Annotated in this window: 22 protein-coding genes and 1 other RNA gene; 9 read left to right on the plus strand and 14 right to left on the minus strand. The window is 47.3% G+C overall.

Annotated elements, in window-relative coordinates; genetic code table 11:
- Window positions 1–31 precede the first annotated feature (31 nt).
- Complete coding sequence (locus tag IQ263_RS03410; RefSeq protein WP_194066179.1) at window positions 32–901, plus strand: CPBP family intramembrane glutamic endopeptidase; 870 nt, start codon at window positions 32–34, stop codon at window positions 899–901.
- Window positions 902–1,037: 136 nt separating this feature from the next.
- Here IQ263_RS03410 and cbiE read toward each other — a convergent pair whose 3' ends face one another.
- From cbiE to IQ263_RS03425, 3 genes are all read right to left on the minus strand, one after another.
- The gene (gene cbiE, locus IQ263_RS03415) at window positions 1,038–2,339 is read right to left on the minus strand and encodes a precorrin-6y C5,15-methyltransferase (decarboxylating) subunit CbiE (RefSeq protein ID WP_194066180.1); all 1,302 of its coding nucleotides are present in this window, start codon (window positions 2,337–2,339) and stop codon (window positions 1,038–1,040) included.
- Between the two features lie 130 nt (window positions 2,340–2,469).
- Entirely contained in the window at window positions 2,470–2,637 is a 168-nt protein-coding gene (locus IQ263_RS03420) for a hypothetical protein (RefSeq protein WP_194066181.1), read from the minus strand.
- 291 nt (window positions 2,638–2,928) lie between these two features.
- Window positions 2,929–3,669, minus strand: a complete 741-nt coding sequence (locus tag IQ263_RS03425; RefSeq protein ID WP_194010020.1) for a DUF1868 domain-containing protein — start codon at window positions 3,667–3,669, stop codon at window positions 2,929–2,931.
- 179 nt (window positions 3,670–3,848) lie between these two features.
- Between IQ263_RS03425 and holA the strand changes: the two genes are divergently transcribed.
- The 3 genes from holA (at window position 3,849) to IQ263_RS03440 (ending at window position 6,207) form a co-directional block, all read left to right on the plus strand.
- A complete protein-coding gene (gene holA / locus IQ263_RS03430; protein WP_194066182.1) occupies window positions 3,849–4,826 on the plus strand; it encodes a DNA polymerase III subunit delta in 978 nt (325 codons plus the stop codon).
- A gap of 75 nt (window positions 4,827–4,901) precedes the next feature.
- A complete protein-coding gene (locus tag IQ263_RS03435) occupies window positions 4,902–5,063 on the plus strand; it encodes a hypothetical protein (protein WP_194066183.1) in 162 nt (53 codons plus the stop codon).
- A 136-nt stretch (window positions 5,064–5,199) separates the two neighbouring features.
- Window positions 5,200–6,207, plus strand: a complete 1,008-nt coding sequence (locus tag IQ263_RS03440) for a hypothetical protein (protein ID WP_194066184.1) — start codon at window positions 5,200–5,202, stop codon at window positions 6,205–6,207.
- Between the two features lie 607 nt (window positions 6,208–6,814).
- Here the strand turns inward: IQ263_RS03440 and IQ263_RS03445 are convergent.
- From IQ263_RS03445 to rpmI, 6 genes are all read right to left on the minus strand, one after another.
- Window positions 6,815–9,007, minus strand: coding sequence for a sensor domain-containing diguanylate cyclase (locus tag IQ263_RS03445; protein ID WP_194066185.1), 2,193 nt, complete (start codon window positions 9,005–9,007; stop codon window positions 6,815–6,817).
- Window positions 9,004–9,612: a chemotaxis protein CheC gene (locus IQ263_RS03450; RefSeq protein WP_194066186.1), complete on the minus strand. Its 609-nt coding sequence runs from the start codon at window positions 9,610–9,612 to the stop codon at window positions 9,004–9,006. The genes IQ263_RS03445 and IQ263_RS03450 overlap by 4 nt, the downstream gene beginning before the upstream one ends.
- Window positions 9,609–9,986, minus strand: coding sequence for a response regulator (locus IQ263_RS03455; RefSeq protein ID WP_194066187.1), 378 nt, complete (start codon window positions 9,984–9,986; stop codon window positions 9,609–9,611). Before IQ263_RS03455 ends, IQ263_RS03450 begins: the two co-directional genes overlap by 4 nt.
- A gap of 239 nt (window positions 9,987–10,225) precedes the next feature.
- Window positions 10,226–10,756: a tetratricopeptide repeat protein gene (locus IQ263_RS03460; protein ID WP_194066188.1), complete on the minus strand. Its 531-nt coding sequence runs from the start codon at window positions 10,754–10,756 to the stop codon at window positions 10,226–10,228.
- Window positions 10,757–11,021: 265 nt separating this feature from the next.
- Window positions 11,022–11,378, minus strand: coding sequence for a 50S ribosomal protein L20 (gene rplT / locus IQ263_RS03465; RefSeq protein ID WP_194009998.1), 357 nt, complete (start codon window positions 11,376–11,378; stop codon window positions 11,022–11,024).
- 19 nt (window positions 11,379–11,397) lie between these two features.
- A complete protein-coding gene (gene rpmI / locus IQ263_RS03470; protein WP_194009999.1) occupies window positions 11,398–11,595 on the minus strand; it encodes a 50S ribosomal protein L35 in 198 nt (65 codons plus the stop codon).
- Here rpmI and IQ263_RS03475 point away from each other — a divergent pair.
- A complete protein-coding gene (locus tag IQ263_RS03475) occupies window positions 11,540–11,737 on the plus strand; it encodes a hypothetical protein (RefSeq protein ID WP_194066212.1) in 198 nt (65 codons plus the stop codon). The two genes, rpmI and IQ263_RS03475, sit on opposite strands and share 56 nt — an antisense overlap.
- A gap of 25 nt (window positions 11,738–11,762) precedes the next feature.
- On the opposite strand, the gene IQ263_RS29720 is transcribed toward IQ263_RS03475, so the two are convergent.
- The 4 genes from IQ263_RS29720 to IQ263_RS03495 all read right to left on the minus strand — a co-directional run bounded on the left by IQ263_RS29720 (window position 11,763) and on the right by IQ263_RS03495 (window position 14,244).
- Window positions 11,763–11,957, minus strand: coding sequence for a hypothetical protein (locus tag IQ263_RS29720; RefSeq protein WP_339384899.1), 195 nt, complete (start codon window positions 11,955–11,957; stop codon window positions 11,763–11,765).
- A gap of 658 nt (window positions 11,958–12,615) precedes the next feature.
- Window positions 12,616–12,774 carry a hypothetical protein gene (locus tag IQ263_RS03485; protein WP_194066189.1) on the minus strand — a complete coding sequence of 53 codons (159 nt, stop codon included), beginning with the start codon at window positions 12,772–12,774 and terminating at the stop codon, window positions 12,616–12,618.
- A 59-nt stretch (window positions 12,775–12,833) separates the two neighbouring features.
- A non-coding RNA gene (ssrS, locus tag IQ263_RS03490) (6S RNA) lies at window positions 12,834–13,021 on the minus strand.
- Window positions 13,022–13,071: 50 nt separating this feature from the next.
- Window positions 13,072–14,244, minus strand: a complete 1,173-nt coding sequence (locus tag IQ263_RS03495) for a 5-(carboxyamino)imidazole ribonucleotide synthase (RefSeq protein WP_194066190.1) — start codon at window positions 14,242–14,244, stop codon at window positions 13,072–13,074.
- Window positions 14,245–14,581: 337 nt separating this feature from the next.
- Between IQ263_RS03495 and purD the strand changes: the two genes are divergently transcribed.
- The 3 genes from purD to IQ263_RS03510 all read left to right on the plus strand — a co-directional run bounded on the left by purD (window position 14,582) and on the right by IQ263_RS03510 (window position 18,454).
- Complete coding sequence (gene purD, locus IQ263_RS03500; protein ID WP_194066191.1) at window positions 14,582–15,862, plus strand: phosphoribosylamine--glycine ligase; 1,281 nt, start codon at window positions 14,582–14,584, stop codon at window positions 15,860–15,862.
- Window positions 15,863–15,920: 58 nt separating this feature from the next.
- A complete protein-coding gene (locus tag IQ263_RS03505) occupies window positions 15,921–16,088 on the plus strand; it encodes a hypothetical protein (protein WP_194066192.1) in 168 nt (55 codons plus the stop codon).
- A gap of 197 nt (window positions 16,089–16,285) precedes the next feature.
- Entirely contained in the window at window positions 16,286–18,454 is a 2,169-nt protein-coding gene (locus tag IQ263_RS03510) for a HAMP domain-containing sensor histidine kinase (RefSeq protein WP_194066193.1), read from the plus strand.
- A gap of 247 nt (window positions 18,455–18,701) precedes the next feature.
- On the opposite strand, the gene IQ263_RS03515 is transcribed toward IQ263_RS03510, so the two are convergent.
- Window positions 18,702–20,048, minus strand: a complete 1,347-nt coding sequence (locus IQ263_RS03515) for an O-antigen ligase family protein (RefSeq protein ID WP_194066194.1) — start codon at window positions 20,046–20,048, stop codon at window positions 18,702–18,704.
- Between the two features lie 34 nt (window positions 20,049–20,082).
- On the opposite strand from IQ263_RS03515, the gene IQ263_RS03520 reads away from it, so the two are divergent.
- The gene (locus IQ263_RS03520; RefSeq protein WP_194066195.1) at window positions 20,083–21,513 is read left to right on the plus strand and encodes an SLBB domain-containing protein; all 1,431 of its coding nucleotides are present in this window, start codon (window positions 20,083–20,085) and stop codon (window positions 21,511–21,513) included.
- The last annotated feature ends 8 nt before the right edge of the window (window positions 21,514–21,521 follow it).

Raw genomic sequence — 21,521 nt, forward strand, 5'->3', positions numbered from 1 at the left:
AATCAACAGTATTATAGTTGCAACCCATTAAATGTGGAATAGTATAACCAACCTGCGACTGCTGTCGCCGTCAATACCAGCAATTGTCAAAATAATCTTGTTTTTCTCGACTTGGCTTGTGGTGTGGCTTCCCGCAGCGATTGTGCTGGCGATCGCCCTCAAATGGCATCCGCCCCAACCCCTGGGAAACAAAAAACTACCTTTACTCGCCTCCCTATACCTGATTGTACCCTTCATTTTGTGGGCGACAAGTTGGATCGAAAACACAACTTTTGCTAACTGGGGTTGGGATTGGCAACCCGCAGTTTTGATATCATTACTGGGGGGATTAGGATTAGGAATAATCAGCTTAGTAATTTTATTCGGTCTACAATTAACCGTAGGCTGGATCGAGTTAAAAAAAGGTGAAACTTCCACCGAAACAGGCGAAAAAAACATTAACTTCTGGGCATTAATCATTAATCCTGCTAGTCTGCTGACTCTGTTATTAGGACTGTGGATTAGTGCCACAGAAGAGTTAATCTTTCGCGGCTGCTTGCAAACAATCCTCCAGCAAGATTACTCAATATTAATAGCAAGTGCGATCGCCAGTTTCATTTTCGCGATCGCCCACCTAATTTGGGCCGCCAAAGAAACCCTACCGCAACTGCCGGGATTGTGGGTGATGGGCATGGTTTTAACCTTAGCCCGCATCGCCGACAATAGCAGTTTAGGATTGGCGATCGGCATTCACGCAGCTTGGATTTGGGGTATAACTACCGTAGATACAGAAGGCGCAATTAAACCAACTTCTAAGGTACCAGAATGGATTACAGGAATTGCCGCAAAACCCCTAGCCGGTGCAGCCGGAATTCTGTTATTGCTAGCAACAGCAGCCGTACTTTTGTTAATTAAAAATTAAAACCTAATACCCCCAACCCCTTTAAAATTACCTATTCTCTTCCTCTGCGCCCTCTGCGGTAAAAAAAAAGATTAGATTCAATAAAAAAACAAAACATAGATAACACAGCCATTAATCTGCAGTTAAAAATCAGACATTAATTCAAATGTCGATCGATCGTCACAATCGAAATAGGATTCAGCGCCTCAAAACGAGTCAAACTGCCCGCAGAAATAGAACGCGACAACTGCACCTGCACGATGCGGTAACTCCAGTGCGGTTCCCGCCGCACCCGATCGCCAATCCAGCTCAAAACAATAGCAATATCCTCAAAAACATCCAAAGCTAGGACAATCGAGCCTCCAGCGAGCAGCCGCAGGGCGCAAACGCCCAAAATTTTGGTCAGCCCTCCACCGCTGCAGCCAATAAAAATCCGGTGCGGCGGGCGCAAGCGGTGCAAAATTTCCGGTGCCCTGCCATGAATCGAAAGCACGTTTTGCAGCTCAAAACGACTACAATTGAGTTCGATCGCAGAAGTACCAGAAACCGTTTGTTCGATCGCGTATACCTCAGACTGCGGGAATAAACGAGCAATCTCGATCGACACAGAACCGTTACCAGCACCCACATCCCAGACAACTTGTTCCGGCCGCAAAGCCAACTGTGCCAGCACCAACACCCGCACCTCCCGTTCCACCGTCAAACCAAGCCTGTCGCCGCCACAGATAAAAGCTGCATCCGGAATCCCCAACGAAGGCAAACTTGCCAAATCCAAAGCTTCTGCGGGCGGGAACACCCTCTGCATTACAACCACGCTCAGAAGTGAAAAAGACTCTCCCAGCAAAGCTTCTAGAGAATAAAGACCCACCTTCTCCTCTGGAGAACCCAAATTTTCGCAAACCCAAAACTGATAGCGTGCCGGCAAATCTAGAGCTTTCACCAAATTTGCTAAAGCCGCCGGAGTGAGAGTTTCGTCCGCGAGCACGGCAATTTTTTCCACACCTAACTTAAGTTTTGCCGTCAGTTCCTCAAAATAACGTCCCTGGGAGGCCACAAAATGAGCATCCTGCCACGGGATTTGCAAGCGGTTGAAGGCCAGTTGCACCGAGCTCACATGGGGGTGAAATGTCAATTTATCTGGCGGAATTTGGGAAATTAGTAACTTTCCCCAGCCGTGGAACATGGGGTCGCCGGCTACTAAAATGACGATCGAACCTCGGCCCCTTTCCACAGTTTCCGCATCCGCCTCTAACTGCGGTACTTCCGCCAGCCAGCGCCGAATTTCGAGAATTGCTTCGGTTAAATCTTCCAACACCCAGCGCTCTCGGCCGCGATCGGGAAAATAGCTCAAATGTCGATCGCTCCCTACCAGCAGAGCGGCCGTTCCTACAACCTGCCGCGCCGATTCGCTCAGCCCAGCAGCTCCATCTAAACCAATACCAACAACGTGTACAGTCACTATTTAAGCAAAAAGTAAAAAACCAGAATTACTGATTTTTCCGGGTTGATCATAAATTTTTTGCTTGATTTTGTTACCAAGCCAGAATAATTAAAGCATTTAATATCGCCTTTCTCAGAAAGATGAGGCACTATCCGGCATCGGGCATCGGCCATCGGGCATCGGGCATGGGGCATCGGGCATCGGGCATGGGGCATCGGCGAAACAGGGCATCGGGCATCGGCCAAACAGGGCATCGGCCAAACAGGGCATCGGGCATCGGCCAAACAGGGCATGGGGCATCGGCCAAACAGGGCATACCTCACTTTTGTGAGAACCGCTATAGGCAGTATCCTGACCCTTGAAACAGAGGAGATGGGAGAGGCGGAGAAGGGCAGAATGGAGAGTGGGCAGAATGGAGAGTGGGCAGAATGGAGAGTGGGCAGAATTTTCCTTGATTGAGTCCTCTGAATTCTGACTTGTATCCGTTAAATTCCCTACCTAGCTCGTTGCCGAACTTCCCTCTTCCCTCGGACTTCTTTTCACCCGCTCAGCTTCGCCCTTATAGCCTTCTTCCTTCTTCCCTCTTCCTTCTTCCCTCTTGCTTACGTTAAAATTCAAAAACAGGCCAATCCGGTTGCCGCACGTAGCTAGTCATGTCGTCAAACTTCCGCAGTTCGGCTCGGTGCACGCACAGTTCTTGTGGCGTGTCAAGCCATTGGTCGTTTAACTCAGACATCACGGCGGCCAAACGATCGCGGTCTAAATTCGGTCCGGTGTCCCCAAAATAAGCCAGAGTAATGTGTGCCGTCAAATGATATTGCTGTTCAATTCCTAAAGCAATTAAATCGGGATTTTGATAGATCGATCGCCGAAACTCTAGAATTTGCTTGTAAGAGTTTTCGTCAGTCGGTGCCAAACAAACACCCACAGCCCTAGTCATCACCATCAACCCCAGCACAGTCCAGCGAATCTCCGGGCCGCCCGCCAAGGGTTTGCAGGTGGCAAAACACTCTTTCATTCGATCGCGCAGTTGCTTCTCAAATTCTGGATTGTTCTCAGAGGCATCTTGAAAAGCGCTGCTCCAAATCAGATCTGCCACGGTTAAATGGAAGCTATCAGGAGGCAGTGCTACGATCGCACCGTCCGCGATTTCCTGCAATAGCCGTTGTTGGACTGACTGCAAATTACTATAAAGAGCAGTATTTTCTGCATCTTCCCCCGCAGGTGGCGTAATCACCGAATAACCCGGAAAAGGTACAGGATTTCTGTGACCGGCTTCATCAGGCTTAAATTTTGGAGATTCCTGGATGTGTTCCATCTGGGACTTATAGGAGTCCAGCAGCGTCATTCGCGCCACCCGGTTTACGTAAGCTTGATAAGTATCATCCAATCTTGATTTCCTCGCGGTGAAATACTCCCACACCAAATTTTATATTATGGTGCGGGCTTCCAACAGTCGGATTCAGGATATGTTGGACAAGCCGACGATCGTGCGACTCAAATTTTTTCCTGTACAGAGCGTTAAATATGCAGTTTTACCTATTTTGGGGGGAAGACGACTTTGCGATCGCGCAAGCAGTCACAAAATTGCGCCAAACAGTCCTGGACCCCAACTGGGCTAGTTTTAACTATGACAAGATAATCGCCGATCGGCCCGACGCAGTGATCGAAGGACTCGATCGAGCCTTAACACCCCCCTTCGGTAGCGGCAGCCGTTTTGTCTGGCTGACAAATACGACTCTCACCCAGCAGTGTTCTCCAGAACTCTTGGCCCAATTGGAACGGACGCTGCCGGTGATTCCCCCTACAACAGTGTTGCTGCTGACATCCGTCAAAAAACCCGACAGCAGGCTCAAATCTACCAAGCTACTCAACAAGTCCGGCGAATTTCGCGAATTTTCACCGATTCCGCCTTGGAATGACAAGGAATTAGCCCAGCGGGCGCGCCAAGTTGCCGGCGAAATGAACGTCAAATTGACCGCCACGGCGATCGAACTTTTGGCCGAATCCATCGGTAGCGATACCCGTCAGCTATACAGCGAATTAGAAAAATTACGGCTCTTTGCCGGCAACCGCAGCCAACCTCTCAACCCGGAGGAAGTAGCCGCATTAGTGCACTGTCACGCCCAGAATACCTTCCAACTAGCCGATGCAATTCGCGAGGGCAATACGGGAGGCGCTTTGGAGTTATTGGCGGGCTTAGCGGCCAAAAACGAGCCTGGTTTGAGGATTGTGGCGGGCTTGACTGGTAAGTTTCGGATTTGGCTGTGGGTAAAGGCAATGATCCAAGCGGGCGAGGGCGACGATAAAATTGCTCGATCTTTAGACCTCGGCAATCCCAAACGCATATACTATTTTCGTCAAGAAGTCAAGAACGCCAGCTTAGAAAAACTGCAAAAAAGTTTGCCTTTGCTCCTAGAATTAGAAGCTTCTTTAAAACGGGGCCGGGAAGAAATCTCAACTCTGCAAACCAAAGTTATAGAACTTTCTAGCTTGTTTCGCTGATGTCTTATTTTTCCTGCATCTGCAGCCCGAAGCGTTGTTTTTAGATTTTATTTAGATTTTCAATGCACTCCACAAATGAATCAAGGGAGCTTGCAGGAAATACTAAAAATTGGGGCGGATGGCGACTCTGTGACAGCAAATATCAGTGTTGGGCGGGATGAGTGTAAATTTTTACAACAAATTTTGCTGGCGCGTAGGTGCTTAATGCCCGATCGCACATCAAAAGGTTTTGAATAGATAGGAGAAATAGTCTCAGAATGCCACACTAGAAGCTAATGTGGTAAATAAATATTGTCCGCAGCCTAACGCCGATCGGTTAATAATATTATTTGCCGGCTCTCCAACCCCCCCCAAAAAAAAAAGAGCGCTACCCATGACACAACAAAACCTGCAGGAACTTCTCAAGCAGGGCGATCCAGATACGATCGCATCTAGCATCAACCGTACACTCCAACCCAAAGGCATCAAAGCCGACGTGACGCGGGACAACGGCTGCCTCCACATAATTTTGGAGTCCAGCAAAGTACCGAGTCAAATGGCATTGGTCGATTTCATCCGCAACGGGATGACGAATTTGGGAGTCGAATCAATTCATACTGTCAAGGTTTACGGACGTCGAACAGGTGACGGCTCGGCTGCGTGGGAAGATGAAATAAATCTGATGCCCGAAGAGTCGCTTTACCCCTCCGAGATTGGAATACCTGATGATTCTATAGGTTTAGATGATGTCGAACCCGAAGACGAAGACTATTATCAAGAATCAGAATTCGATCGAGATGACGGCGACGAAGACGAACACGAACACGAAGATATAGCCACGCCTGCGAAAAAACAATTCCCCAAATGGGTAATACCTGTGGGTATCTTAGTGCCTGTGGTGGCGATCGCAGGGCTTTACTTCACGGGAAATTTGCCCTTCGGCGGCTCGAACCCAGAACCAAGCGTCCCCGAAGCTGCTTCCCCCTCCCCCAAAGCCTCATCTAGCGCATCAAAAACCCCCACCGCACCCTCTCCAAACGCATCTGGCGCAACTCCAAAGCCAGCTTCTCCTGTAGCCAAAGCCTCTCCCACAGCAGCGCCCGCCAGCCCAGCTCCGACATCTCCAGCGCCCAAGGCAGCTTCTCCTGCACCAAAAGCCGTCGCGCCTAAGCCAGATCCTTGGAGAGAAGGCGTTAACAACGCTCAGAAGGCGGCTGTGTTGGCCCAGACGGCTCAGTCTCAAAATGAGTGGAGTGCAGTAGCAAGCGAGTGGCAGAAAGCGGTTGGGCTGATGAGAGCCGTGCCGTCAACTAGCCCGAACTATCAAAAGGCTCAGCAAAAAGCGGCAGAGTATCAGGCTAATCTGATTGTGGCCAACCGCAGGGCGGCGGCAGCGCCTTAAGCTTTTCTGTTTCAAGATGGACTCGTTGGGTGGGGGATTTCTTGGGATGATGTGAAGCCCAAAATTAGACTGGGTATGGGGAGACGGGGATACCGCTAAAGGTATCAATGGCTAGGAGCATCTTAGTTGGGCAAAAAGCATTTTTTGATTGATGCGATCGCACATCAAATGCCAAACACCAGATGCTCCTCAATGGCTTTACTGGATGTGAACTACCAGACGCTGATGCGTAGCATACAGCACTGGCTTCCTGATTCATTGGGATGTGCTGTTGCTATCCGTTGAAGCAAGTAGTCTTATCTTCTCTCCACAGGCAGGAGTCCTAGTTCCTAAGACCCATACTTTTTCTGGCTACACGCTCCGTTTAGCTTGGTTTTCGCCCTCTAGGATAGTGGTCAAGATAGTGCAATTGTATCACTGATTCGCTATCGCTCAACTTGTTTCTGGTTCGTTTTCATCCCGTCACCTGAGTACAGGTAGGGTGCGGGACTTCCCACTCACATTCAGTTAAATTATTTAATTTTTAATCTAAAGTCTTAAATCTCAGGCGGTATTACTCCGGCATTCTTGCCAGTGTCTGTTCCCAATGCACAAATATTGGCAGAAGTCAAACGCTTGTGGGTGACGGGAAATTAGTATTGGGCCGGGAAAACTCCTCCCGGCGCGCGGGAGTTGCTGTGCCGTTGGTTTTGGGTGAGGCAGGGTCTACTTGGTAAACTTGGATGCGATCGCGCCCAAGTCGTTTAGCTTCGTACAGCGCTCGATCGGCTGCAGCAATCAAAATCGAGGCCCCCGATTCAAAGGCAGGAACCATACTCGCTACACCCAGACTGACGGTGACGTATTGGCTTACCTGAGAACCAGCGTGAGGAAGCTGCAAAGCGGAGATTTTGAGCTGTATGTGTTCGGCTACTCGCACGGCTCCTTGAATCTCGGTATTTGGCAAAATTACGGCAAATTCTTCGCCTCCGTAGCGAGCTACTAAATCGGCGGGACGATCGACTGAACGGCCGATCGCGCTGGCGACTTGCCGCAAACATTCGTCTCCCCCTGGATGTCCGTAGGTATCGTTGTAACTTTTAAAAGAATCAATATCGCACAGAATCAGCGACAGAGGCGTTTGTTCCCTGGCTTGTCTGCGCCACTCAATGTCTAAATACTGATCGAACCGGCGGCGGTTTGCTAGCTGGGTGAGTGCGTCCAAAGTAGCCAAACGCTCTAACTTGAGGTTGGCTGCTTGCAATTGCTGGTAGAGTTCTGCTTGCTTGATCGCGATCGCCAACTGGGCGGCCAGATTCGACAGCAACTCCACCTCTAACTGCATCCACTGTCGGGGACGGGATTGGTGCGCCATCAGCAGCCCCCACAACTCCTCTCCTTGTACTAGTGGCACTACCAAATAAGCTTTCACGGCGAATTGTGCGAGCCAGTCAATTTGATATGGCGGCAAATCGGCCGCCGAGACATCGGCCACGGGTCGGATTGCTCGATGTTGGTACGCTTCGATATAGAACTCGTCAAAAGAGAAATTGTCTAGGGTTTCCCCCAGCATCGGCTTGCAGTTGGGAGCTACCGATTCTACTGTTACTGACCCCGTGGGTGCAGCGCAGAGATTGCCGCTACAGGGGTGGAAGCGGACGATCATCACTCGATCGGCTTGAAGGAACTGGCGTACTTCGTTGACAGTCGTGCTGAGCACTTCGCTCAAATCCAGAGACTGGCGGATGTGCTGAGTAATTGTCGCCATCAGCAGTTCCCGTTCGTTTTGCTGCCGCAGCGCTTCTTCTGCCCGCTTGTACTCGGTAATATCTTGAGCGGTGCCGAAAATTTGTTCGGGTTCACCTGATGCTTTGCGGGCGAACACTTGATCGCGACAGCGGAACCAGCGCCATTCGCCCGATCGATGTTTCAGTCGGTACTCCAACTCAACAATGCTGCCGTCTTGAGCCTGGGGAAATTTTTGCAGGTGGGCGGCAACCTTCTCCAAATCTTCTGGGTACACCAAACTGGAAAACAAAGCCGTTTGCATCTGTAAAATTTCTTGGGGATGGTAGCCGAGCAATTTAAAAGCCTGACCGTTAACGTAGACGTTACGCTGTTCGGTCAAATCGTAGATGTAGAGCAAATAAGGCGCCGCGTCTGCAATCTGCTGGATGAAATGTTGGCTCTCGCGCAATTCTTCCTCGACGCGCTGGCGCACTTGCACTTCTTCCAAAGCTTGATCCCGCATCGTGCGGTAAGCTTGGATGCGGTGAGTGAGGTCGGTCACGTCTTGAATCACCAACAGGGCGTAAAACGATTGGCAGTTTGATCCCAAAAAGTCGTAAGGCCAAATTGAACTCCCACTCTTTGAGGGCGCTGGAGAACCAACTGCTTCTGCTGGTGGTGCGATACCTTCTGGTTCCAACTCCACAGTCGATCGAACCAAGCCGATGACATCCAGTTCGGCAACGCCCGGTGGGAGTGCAGGGACAGCCGTCACAGTAGTTTGCTGGATGCGCTGCTGGCCGTCTTGCCAAGTTGCTGGAATCAGGTGCTTGTGAATTTGAGAAGAAAAAATTGTTGGCGGGCCTCCTGCAAAGATTTGCTCGAAGCGAGTTGCGTACTTTAGCTGGCTTAGGTGAGGAAAATGAGTTTTGATATTTGTTCCCAAGATTTGGTCGCGGGGAATTTTCGTCCAGTCTTCGAGACAGACATTCCAAAACAGCACCACAAAATCGTCTCGCAGCAAACACGCGCCGACTGGTACGCTGTCGAGAACTCCAAACTTTTCCTCAATAGTTTTGCTCTCTTGGATCATAGACCCCCGGCAAGTTGATTGATTGCAGCCAACAAGGTGTCAAAGGAATTGACATTGAAAATGAGGATGATATCTCCTTCAACGTGGAGTCTTTCAATAATGAAACGGGTCTGGGCTAATAAAACAACTGTATCAGTAGTCAAACCGCCAGATATCAGCAAACTACCGATCGTCCCTTCCATGTAATTGGGAATTGAGTAATTCAGGCGTTGTTGAAGTACGTTGCTGATTGCACCCATCACCCCGTTAATGACAATATTTCCTACTTCACTGAGCGTACCAATTTTGACTGCATCTAGGTCGTGAGTTCCGGCTTCTTCCCCGGTAAGCATGGTGACTAGACTGGCTGCGCTGTTGGTAGGAAAGACTAGCTGAGCAATGCCTCCAAAGGAGCCTGTAAATTTGAGCTGGACGGCGGCGATTTGTTCGCCATTGAGGTGTCCCTCTAATTGTGCTTGTACGTCGGCGGGAGACAGGATTTGGAGGTAGGGGATTTGCAAGCGAATGGGAGATTCAATCATGTCGTTCAAAATCCCCGCAGCTTGACCGATCCCGATGTTGACGAGTTCCTGCAAAGCATCGAGTTCTCGAGCGCTTAATTTCATTGGGTACTCTCCTCGCTGGGACTGAGAGCTTTTTTGATCCACCCGAGCAGTTCGTCTGAGTTGGGCATTTTGTGTATGACTGCTAGGGCTCCGAGATCGATACACTCGCAACGGGTGGTGGATTGAATGTCTGCGGTAATTACGATGACTGGAATTTTATATCCTCGTGAGCGCATGGCTTGCAGGACTTCCCTACCTTCCATTTCCGGCATCAACAGATCCAAGAGCATACAGTTTGGGGTTTTAGTGGCCAGCAGTTCTAGGGCTTCCGGGCCGCTCGATGCTTCCCAAGTCTCGTATCCTTCTGCTCGCAGGATTTTGCAGATTACCCTGCGAGTCAACCACGAATCTTCGACAACGAGAATTGATGTCACTACGTTCTCCTCCTTCTATTGTTTAGGACTGACCGGCGTTGCAGGTACTACTTTTATCTTGACAGTAGTTTAAACTGCACCGACGGGGCGCGATCGAGCGATCGGTCGAATTGCTGTTCTTAAAAATTAACGCATTAATGTATTGAATAGTTGAGCATCTTTTTCTCTGGAAATAAAAAACCCGGTTTCGGAGAGAAACCAGGTTTGCGGGAACTGTATTGCTCCGTGCGAACCGGCGCTCAGTTATAGATTACCAAACGCTTTTTGAGGGACTCTACTCGTCCTTTAGCAGTGGCATTATCTGGATCGCAGGCGAGAGCTTGTTCGTACATTTCCAAGGCTTGAGATATTAATTTTTTGCGCTCGTAAGCGTGACCCAGATTATTGAGAGATGTAACGTATTCGGGCTGCAACTTCAGGGCTTCTTTGTAATTGCGGATCGCGATGTCGTACTGTTCTTGGCCGAAGTGTGCAAAACCCAGAGCGTTGTAAATAAACGCTGGATTTTCATCGCCTTCTAATTCTTGGGCTTTCAGAGCTTTTTGAAACAGTACGGTAGCCTGCGAATAAAGCTTCTTATCTACATAGATACTTCCTAATTGGTAGTATTCCTGTGCTGTGCCTTTTTCGGTGGTCAGCTTATTTTCTAAGCGTTCCAGAGACATTTCCAGCTTCCTAGTTTTGAGAATTTGGCGGACAATAAACCAGGAACTGCTGCCAAGTATAGCCAGCAGAACTGACAGGTAAACAATCAGCAAATTACTATCCATGTTTTTTTTAAATTAGGTAGGTCTGTGGAGGGTTTTATTTATTTTAATGCGCGAGCAATCTTGAAAATTTGCTGCAACTGTATAAAAAACAAGTGGCGATCGAATAGGGCGATCGCGATTGCGGAAAAAGCAAGAATTCAGAAGTAAGAACAAAGAAGGAAAAGTTAGTCTCAACCTCCTAAATTTATCAGGAGTTTTCCTTCTCTGGCAGATAGCTAAATCTTTCCTACTTCTGCTTTTTTCCTGCTCAAAACCGATCGAGCTTTCAAGCAGCAGCTCGGTTGGCCATTTCTACCACTTTACCGAAAGTTGCCGGGTCAATGATTGCCATTTGTGCCAGCATTTTGCGGTTGATTTCGATATTAGCCTTCCTCATGTTGCCGATCAGCTTGCTGTAACTCGTACCGTGTAGGCGAGATGCGGCATTGATCCGAGCAATCCACAGGCGGCGGAAATCGCGCTTGCGTTTTTTGCGATCGCGATAACTGTTACGCAGGGCCTGCATCACCCGCTGGTTAGCTGTGCGGAACTGTTTCGACTGTGCGCCTCGGAAACCCTTGGCCAATTTGAGAATTTTTTTGCGGCGCGCTCTGGCGACATTACCGCGTTTTACCCGTGTCATTTTTAATTTCCGTTAAACTTTACAAGTATGGAAGCATTAACCGGACGTTAGCGTCGTTGGTCTCATCAATGACGACCAGCTTAGATAGACGGCTTTTGCGAGCTGAACTTTTGTGTTGCAGCAAGTGGCTTTTGTAGGCTTTGCGGCGCACAATTTTACCGGTGCCGGTCGCTCTAAAGCGCTTTGCGGCTGCTTTGCGAGTTTTGAGTTTTGGCATGAGCTGGTGTTATTTGGACACAAGGCTCAAAGGTATCACGTTTTTGGTACTTTCTGCAAGGGAGATTTGCGGGGGGGATTTAGGGAGAGCTTCGGAGGGCGATCGCGCCATCACCTTGGTTTCGCGCAACCCCAGATTGTAGAATTTTCAGGCTGAGGTCGATCGAGCTAACCGTCCCGAACCATCCAAACCAACATCCCCAACAGTGGCTCCACAGGAGGCACAGCAGAGCCATGGAGGTCAATTGTCAGAGTTTTTGCCTCCAACTTCAAAAATCTCCAAACAGTACCGCTGCTGATGATGCAGTAAATTCTGGCGATCGGGATATTGTTAATTTCATTAAACTTTTGAGCCGCCACCATTTAGGCCGCGCACTGTCCCAAACCTACTTTCAAATCAGCTTTTTTTGCTTCAACAATCACAAATGCAGGCGCTTCGATTAATATTTGTTCGGGAGAGCTACTGATTTAAAAATTGCAAACTCCGCTCAATCCCAACTCCGGCTTAAGAGTAAAATCTTCTCTTGAGAATAGACTCACTTGCTGCTGTAAAATCTTGCGGAATTCGACTAAAATAGGACTAATAATTAGTTTCGATCGCGCTTTTTAAGAACCCGTAGCGGTGGCCAGCGGCAATCCTTGAATTAGCGATTATATCAAATAGGAGCTAGGATCTATCGACTCGGTTGGTGGCAAAATTCTCCCTGCTTCTACTGTTGTTAAGCCAAAAACCAGTTTAGCCTTTCGGAGTGTAAATTCACTGTAGGGCATGGAAAAAACCATTTTTATTAATGTTAATTCGGATTGACTGCAGTTGAAGGCGGGCGCTTTTTGCCGGAAGTTGAACCGATCGCACCTAGTCGCATTTTAGCAGGATTGCTCGAAGATACAGCGCCTTGGGCGATCGGCTAATCTTGCAGTTGTTTGCAGCAATGGACACCGACCTGTCGCCCCGTCAGCTAAAGTTATTAGTTATTGGTTATTGGTTATTGGTCAGCATTGAGTAGTCAGTAGTTATTGATTATTTGCGATCGAAACTAATTCCCAATTCCCAATCCCTCCGCTTCGCGCTCGCCCAATTCCCAATCCCTCCGCTTCGCTCCGCCCAATCCCTCCGCTTCGCGCTCGCCCAATCCCTCCGCTTCGCTCCGCCCAATCCCTCCGCTTCGCGCTCGCCCAATTAAACAAAAAAAATAGGCTGGCCGTATTTCACAGCGCCTATCTCAATCGAAATTATAATGGCTCCCCGCAACGCCGTCTTACCTCAGCTTTTGACCTGGTATTTTACCAGGTGGGCACCGTTGGCTCGGACTTAAAGTTTCTGGGTACAAGCCCAGTTTACTGCTGTCCAAACATCTTGATTCCCGAGAGTTAAGAGTTATAGATCAAAAAAACATTATTGGCAGTCACCAACGTCGCAGTAGAACCTTTATTTAATATACAGCAACTAACCAGATTTTGGCAAGCTTCGAGCAATTTAAGCTGCATACCAGATGGATTCTACGGTTTGAGCGATCGCACTCGCGGACGTTTCCCCATTTTGCACCGATTCTGCGTCGAGTACAACTGTAACGTGACCGAGTTTGCGACCGGGACGCGATAGTTTCTTACCATACCAATGTACAAAAGCGCCACTAATTTGTGCCAGTTGTTTTCGTTTTTCTACATAATCGGACTCGGCAGACTCGTAGCCGAGCAAATTTACCATCACAGCACCTGCACATTTCAAATCGCAATTGCCTAAAGGGAGTTGACAAACTGCGCGCAAATGCTGTTCAAATTGTGAAGTTTCGCAAGCATCGATGGTGAAATGTCCCGAGTTGTGGGTGCGGGGGGCAATTTCATTGACTAACAGCTTATTGTCGGCGGTTAAAAATAATTCTATGCCGAATACGCCGACAGCTTCCAAACTGTTGAGGAGAGTGCGGGCGATCGCACCTGCTTCGGCTTTCAGATCTAAACTAATATCGGCGGGCGCGATTACCACGCGACAAACCTGATTTTGCTGTTGGGTTTCGACGATCGGGTAAATTGCAATTTCGCCAGCGGGCGATCGAGCAGCAATCACGGCCAACTCGCGATCGAACGGCACATACTCTTCTACCAGTAAAGACTGGCCTTTAAGTTTAGCACTAATCGACTCAAAACTCTCCCGATCCTTGACAATAAAAGTACCTTGGCCGTCATAACCGTGACGGCGAACTTTGACCACAAACGGAAAGTCGATCGGCAAATCCGCGCCGCAATCCCATGTCCAAAACCTCGGAGTTGGCAAACCCAAACCTTTTAAATAACAGCGCTGCACGTACTTATCCAACAACGGAGAAAGCGACGACAAACTCGGCTGAAATAAAACACCTTGCTGTTCTAGCGATCGCAAACCATCTAAATCAACAAACTCATTTTCAAAAGTAATAACATCGCAGCCAGTAGCCAATTGTGCAGTAGCATTAACATCATCAATAGCAGCCAAAACAGCACCCGCAGCAACCGAAACTGCCGGGTCAGTAGCATTAGGAGTTTGCACTACCAATTCAATACCCAGCGCGCTAGCAGCATCTCCCATCATCGAAGCTAGCTGGCCGCCGCCGACAACGCCCACCCGCTTCAATTTGGCAGACGAACTCGCAGCGGTTTGATTTGATTTCATGTGAGTAAAATTCCTGGTGTCAACTTTCCTATTTTATCGCGATTTGTCCCCCGATGAATTACATTAATTGAACAGTTAAAAGCCAGAAAAGAGTTTTAATTGCATGATTTTTTCGAGGCAGAACCTAGAAAAAATGGGTGGCGAAAGTCTTTAATTCTTGCACGAACCCAGCATTAGGGAAACAGCAGTTGAGCCGCAGCCTTCCATAAAAGTGCCACATCTAGCAATTCCCTAGCGCTAAGCATGGCATAATTGAGGGCGCTGCAAAAAGCAGATAGACAGGTGCAAACACTGAAAATCAAACATTCAGAGAACAAAATTTATAGGTGAGGATGCTGTGAAAGTTTTGGTTGTGGGGAATGGAGGTCGCGAACACGCGATCGTAAAAAAACTGCTAGAATCTACGCGGATTAAACAAGTCTTCTGCGTACCTGGCAACGGTGGCACAGCTACCACCAAAGGCTGTCAAAATCTGTCGCTCAACATCGACGACTTCCAAGGCATCGAACGCTTTGTGATGGTCAACAACATCGGATTAGTGATAGTAGGGCCCGAATTGCCCCTATCGCTAGGCATCGTTGACTACTTCCAACAAAAAAAAGTGATGATTTTTGGCCCCACTAAAGCCGGTGCCCAAATAGAATCGAGCAAATCCTGGGCCAAACAATTGATGCTCGAAGCAGGCATCCCCACACCCAAAGCTGCCGTATTTACCAACGCAGAAGCCGCCAAAGCCTACGTTGTGGAGCAAGGAATTCCCATAGTCATCAAAGCAGACGGACTAGCATCAGGCAAAGGAGTCACCGTTGCTACTACCATCAAAATGGCTCACAGTGCCATCAACACCATTTTCCGCGGCGAATTCGGCAGCGATAACATCCGAGTCGTTGTCGAAGAATTTTTAACAGGTCAAGAAGTCTCGATTCTCGCCCTCACCGACGGAATCGTAGTAGAACCCCTGCTGCCGGCCCAAGACCACAAAGCCATCGGCGAAGGCGACAAGGGAGCCAACACAGGCGGTATGGGAGCCTACGCCCCAGCCCCAATTGTCACCCCGGAACTGATGGACAGGATTCAAACAGAAGTTCTCGAACCTACCGTCGCAGCGCTGCAAAAACGCAATATCGACTACCGGGGCGTTCTCTACGCAGGTTTAATGATTACAGCGGAAGGAGAACCGAAAGTCTTAGAATTTAACTGCCGTTTCGGAGATCCCGAAACTCAAGCGGTTTTGTCCCTGTTGGAAACTCCCCTAGAAGATTTGGTGCTGGCTTGTTGTCAGCAGCGTCTCGGCGAATATCCCATTCGCTGGAAGTCGGGGGCTGCTGTGTGCGTAGTTTTGGCTTCGGGGGGCTATCCTGGAAGTTACCAAAAAGGCAAAGTTATTACAGGTATTGAGGAAGCTGAAGCCAACGGTGCAGAGGTGTTTCACGCCGGTACTCAGTTGAAGCAGCAGTTAGTTACCGAGGGCGGCCGCGTTTTGGGCGTGACTGCGACGGGGGAAACTTTGGAACAAGCTATAAACAAAGCTTACACAGCGGTAGATTGCATCCAATTTGAAGGTGTCTACTGTCGCCGCGACATCGGCCGTCGAGCCCTGGGCGATCGCAGCAATTAGGCATTGCGCGATCGACCGCCATCGGAAAGCCAAGCATTCTCAAAGTAGAAGTGTAACAATGAAGTTTGGCATCTCTGCGGTGGCGGTAGCGGACAAGTCGCTGCAGAAAATTCGATCGACCAAAAACTCTATTAAGCAAATTTACCTAATTAAACGTGAAATATCGATCGCTAAAAAGATTGCTGTGTATATCTTCTTCCCTTTTACCTTGTTGCCCGATCGCTAATGACCCATGACCCATGACCCAGGACGGAAAGGGAGCGGGGACACTCGCACTACTACTGACTAATAACTACTGACTACTGACTACTGACTAATAACTACTGACTAATAACTACTGACTACTGACTACTGACTACTGACTACTGACTAATAACTACTGACTTAATCTTGTTTTTAATATTGAACTGGTGAACTGGTAAAATGCTGGCCATACTAAACAAAATCGGAGAAATTATTGCCCGCTGGTGGTCGGATTTTACCCTCCAGACTCGCCTGATGGCTGCTGCTACCCTCGTAGTTTCGTTAATTATGAGCGGCTTGACTTTCTGGGCCGTGAATACTATCCAGGAAGATGCCCGACTTAACGATACCCGCTACGGCCGCGATCTCGGCTTGCTGTTATCGGCAAATGTGGCGCCAATGATTGCGAAGAACGATCGCTCCGAAGTCGCCCGCTTTTCCCGACAATTTTACAGCAGCACCTCCAGCGTCCGCTATATGCTGTACGCCGACGAAGGAGGAGATATTTTTCTGGGGATACCTTTCTCCGAATCCGAGGTGCGTACTTCCCTGACACTGCGCCGCCAAATTAAACTCCCGGATAATTTTATCGCCGACATTGAGGCGAGAAATTTGACTTCTGTGCCTTTGGTGCGGCAGCATTTGACGCCCGATGGAGAAGTTACCGACGTATTTGTGCCACTAATTCACGAAGACAAGTATTTGGGAGTTTTGGCGATCGGCATTAACCCAAATCCCGCAGCAGTGATATCTTCAAATCTGACTAGGGATGTCACTTTAGCAGTATTTGTCACCATTTGGGTGATGGTTATTTTGGGGGCTGTATTTAATGCCCTGACAATTACTCACCCGATCAAACAATTAGTATTTGGGGTCAAAAATATCGCTGGCGGGAATTTTAAGCAGCGAGTTGACCTGCCTTTGGGCGGAGAATTGGGCGAGTTGATTGGCAGTTTTAACGAGATGGCCGAGAAATTAGAAAGTTATGAAGAACAAAATATTGAAGAGTTGACAGCGGAAAAAGCGAAGCTGGAAACTTTGGTTTCAACTATTGCTGACGGGGCGCTGTTGTTGGATGCGAATTTGCAGGTAATTTTAGTCAACCCGACGGGGAGGCGGATTTTTGGATGGGAAGGTAAAAATGCGATGGGAATTAATGTCCTGCAGATTTTACCAGCAGAAGTGCAGCGCGATTTGGCAAGACCCCTGCAGGAAATAGCTGCGGGCGATCGCGAAGGCGGCGAATTTCGGATTTCTCTAAAAGAACCCGTCAACCGCACAATTCGGATTCTGCTAACCACCGTAATTCTCCACAAAGCCCCTGGTGCAGAACCGCTTTGCAAAAGCTGCGTCCGCGACGAAGAAAATACCTGTACCGAGTCGCAACGCCCGATCGCAGTAGAGTGTACTTTCTACGAAGAAGCCTCCAAACATCAAGGTTCTGGACAGTACCGAGAAAGTCTCAAAGGCATCGCCATGACAGTTCAGGACATCACCCGCGAAGTAGAATTAAATGAGGCTAAAAGCAATTTTATTAGCAATATTTCTCACGAATTGAGAACGCCTTTATTTAATATCAAATCTTTTATTGAAACTCTCTACGAGTACGGAGAAGACCTGCAAGAAAGCGAGCGCCGGGAATTTCTAGAAATTGCCAATCGAGAAACCGATCGCCTCACCCGTTTAGTCAACGACGTGTTAGACTTGTCGCGCCTGGAATCCTGCCGAATCTATGAATTAGAGGCCGTTGACCTCCCGCAAGCAGTTGAACAAACCCTGCGGACTTATCAGTTAAATGCCAAGGATAAAGGCATCGAATTAGAGCAACAAGTTGACCCGTGTTTGCCGCCCGCTTTAGGTCATTACGATTTGCTGCTGCAAGTATTTGCAAATTTAGTAGGAAATGCCTTAAAGTTTACCGAGGCTGGCGGCAAAGTGGCAATTCGAGCGTATTTGATAGAGTCGGAGGAGGCAACCCACAAAGACGACACATCCGGGAACCACAACTTATTACCTGACTCTATAGATTTTCCGGTAGTGCGGATAGAAATTTCTGATACTGGTATTGGTATAGATACCGCAGACCAAAAAGCAATTTTCGAGCGCTTTTTCCGGGTAGAAAACCGAGTTCACACTCTAGAAGGAACGGGGTTAGGTCTTTCTATTGTCCGCAACATTATTGACAAGCACCACACTAAAATTAATTTAGTGAGCGAAGTTAATGTGGGTACGACTTTCTGGTTTGACTTAGCAGTTTATCAGCCGAAACAATCACTAGATATGGAAAATGCTTGGCCGGTGGAAGCACAGGTTGAGACTGAAACAACTTCGACGAGTCATGTTAAGTAAACTAGACTTACGCACACCATTCTATATATAACAGTTCTCAAAAAAATGAGATCTTGACTGACCGATATACGTCAGGTTCGATCGTTCGGAATGCGAGTTTTTTCTACATCAGACTCGCATTCCGCACGTGCGATCCGCTTTTGTTATGGTAATTAACCGGACATGGTATTAGTTATTATTGGAGCTCAGGCTAAACAGTGTGCGATCGAGTCTCCGGATTAATCAGTCTAACAAAATACTGACATCATCATTTTTTATGATCCTTATCTGTCGTATCTAAGCTCAATTTTACCGATAAAACTACATACCAACACCAAGAAGTCCCAATCCCAAATAATCCCGTCTCTGTCAAATTAGTCATTAGCATAAATGTTAATAAATATAAAGGCAAAGCTGACTCGGGAAAACTTTCTTTAACTAGGTACTTTATACCTCTAAATATATTATTAAAAAATGACAAAATAAACAACAACAATCCGACCCAACCCAGTTCGCAAAGTAGATCGATAAAACCATTGTGAGAGTGGGGTGGCACAAAACCAGTTTTAACTACCACAATTCCGTAAGCTGGATTGTCCAAGCCACGCCAAGGCTGCCAAAATCCTGCCATCCCATAACCAAATAGGGGATTATTTTGATTAATTCGATCAATAATTAAAGGCCAAAAATCGGTTCTACCCGTTAAAGTCATATCTTTTTGCAAACCATCGACAACAATAGCCTCTAAATTATTTAATACTAAAATACTTATACCTATACTCGTCACCAAAAATAATATAAAGCAGACAAAAGCCCATTTTACAGGTAATTTTTTTAATAGGGCTAGATAACTCCACAAACTGATTAATACCACTGTCAAAATTCGACTAGCACCACTACAACCTTTTTGCAACCCCACTAAAGCTATTAGGGTTATAAATAAGGAGAAATATCGATATTTCTTTTCTTTAAAAGCATATAATATCCATAAAGAAGCAGTATTAGCCATTTGAAAAGAAAAAGGGTTTTTATGACCGACAACTCCTCTCCAACAACCGTCCGCTGCTGGATTTGTTTTCACAACTCCCCATAAAGCTAATATACAACTTAGCCATCTCAATAATCCATAAATTTCCGACCAACTATACTGTTTACCGACATAAATAGAAACCAGTGTTATTTGCCACAGAGCACAAACAGCCCGTAAAGTAATTTCAGGAGTTTGTGACCACAAGCCAGATAGAGTCACCATCAACAAAAACAAACCCAAAAAAGGGTCTCCTGATATCCATTTAATGACTAGATAAACTGTTTTATGGATAGTTTTAGTTAATCGGGGAAATAACATTAATATCATCGCACTATAAATAGCAATTTGACCAATAATTGTTGGGGGTGTAGTGTTAAAGTTATATAAAACGCTAGGATGGAGTTTAGGAAAGGGCATGGCAGTGATACCAGTGAAGGTTAAAAAAAATATCACCACAAAAATCTTTTCTAATGTGACACCAAATTTGGGATATCGTGCGACTAAAATATAAAGAGTTACACAGAAGATGGCCGCTAAACAGAAAAGCATCAACGCAAACATCGGCACCCTTAAAATATCTTTCATGGCTTTACCTCTATCATCAAATTTGTTGCTACCTATGAAATGGCTTACCGTTCCTGCCTTAAAAGTGCCACTGCTGGTGCTGGTACTCACTCTCTCCTACCCTCAAACCAACTTCGCTCAGTCCGGCTCCCCCGCAATCAGGATTAATACTGACTATTATTTAGGTGGTGGAGACAATATCAAAATTGATATCTACGATTTGCCCCAGCTTAGTGGGGAGTATCAAATTCCCGCTGGGGGAGCTATTCAAATCCCGATTATTGGTAGTGTTTCCCTTCAAGGATTAACTTTAGAACAGGCCGCCCAAGTTATCACTAAAGCTTATGGTCGCATCGTCAAAAGACCTTTAGTTACCATCAGCTTACAAGCTGCCCGCCCGCTGAATATTTGGTTGTCCGGTGAAATAAGTCGTCCCGGCTCCTACTTATTACCTCTAGCTAATGGAGGTGGAACTAGCCCATCGGTGCAGTTTCCCACACTTCCTCAAGCTTTAGAAAAAGCTGGGGGTATTCGAGCTAGCGCCGATATCCGCCGAGTAATTGTCCGACGTCGGGTCAATGGCAACCAACAAATAACTATAACTTATAACCTATGGGATTATTTACAAACTGGTCAAACAACCCAAGATATAACGTTGCGAGATGGAGATCAAATATTGGTTCCCCCTCAAGAAACAATTAACTTAGCAGAAGTAAATCAAGTTAGTGAATCTAACTTTTCTCAACCAGCAGAGCAACCCCGTACTGTGTCAGTATTCGGAGAGGTAAAGCGCCCGGGTAGGTATGTAGTGATCGGTGGTGATACCCAAAATGGTCAAAGAACCAACGGACAACCGACCATCATTCGAGCTTTACAACTAGCTGGGGGCATCACATCAATCGCTGATATTCGCCAAATTCAACTTCAACGTTATACTAGAAGCGGCAAACAACAAATCAGCACTATTAACCTCTGGCAATATTTGCAAGAACAAGATACATCTCAAGATACTATGCTGCAAGAAGGGGATATTATTTTTGTCCCGACCGCGACGGCGATCGACCCAGGAGAAGTTTCTGTTCTAGCTAATGCTAGCTTTGCTCCGGGGACTGTGCAAGTGAGTGTTATCGGAGAAGTCAATACTCCGGGGGGACTCAAATTACCTCCTAATACTACTTTAAATCAAGCAATTATGAGTGCGGGGGGTTTCAGAGCAAGTCGCGCTAACTCTAAAGCTGTGGAACTGATCCGGCTGAATCCTAATGGCACTATATCCCGTTCCCAAATACAAATTAATTTGAATCAAGGAATCGATGCTCAAACCAACCCACTTATTCAAGATAATGATATAATTATAGTGGCACGTTCTAGGACTGCTATCTGGGGGGACAATATTAATACGATTCTCGCACCATTTGGTAATATTATTGGTGGAATACTCGTTCCTACCAGGCTCATAGAACTGTTAAAGCTATTAGGAAATTAGGAATCAAA

It is taken from the genome of Tychonema sp. LEGE 06208 (genome assembly GCF_015207505.1).
GTDB lineage: Bacteria > Cyanobacteriota > Cyanobacteriia > Cyanobacteriales > Microcoleaceae > Microcoleus.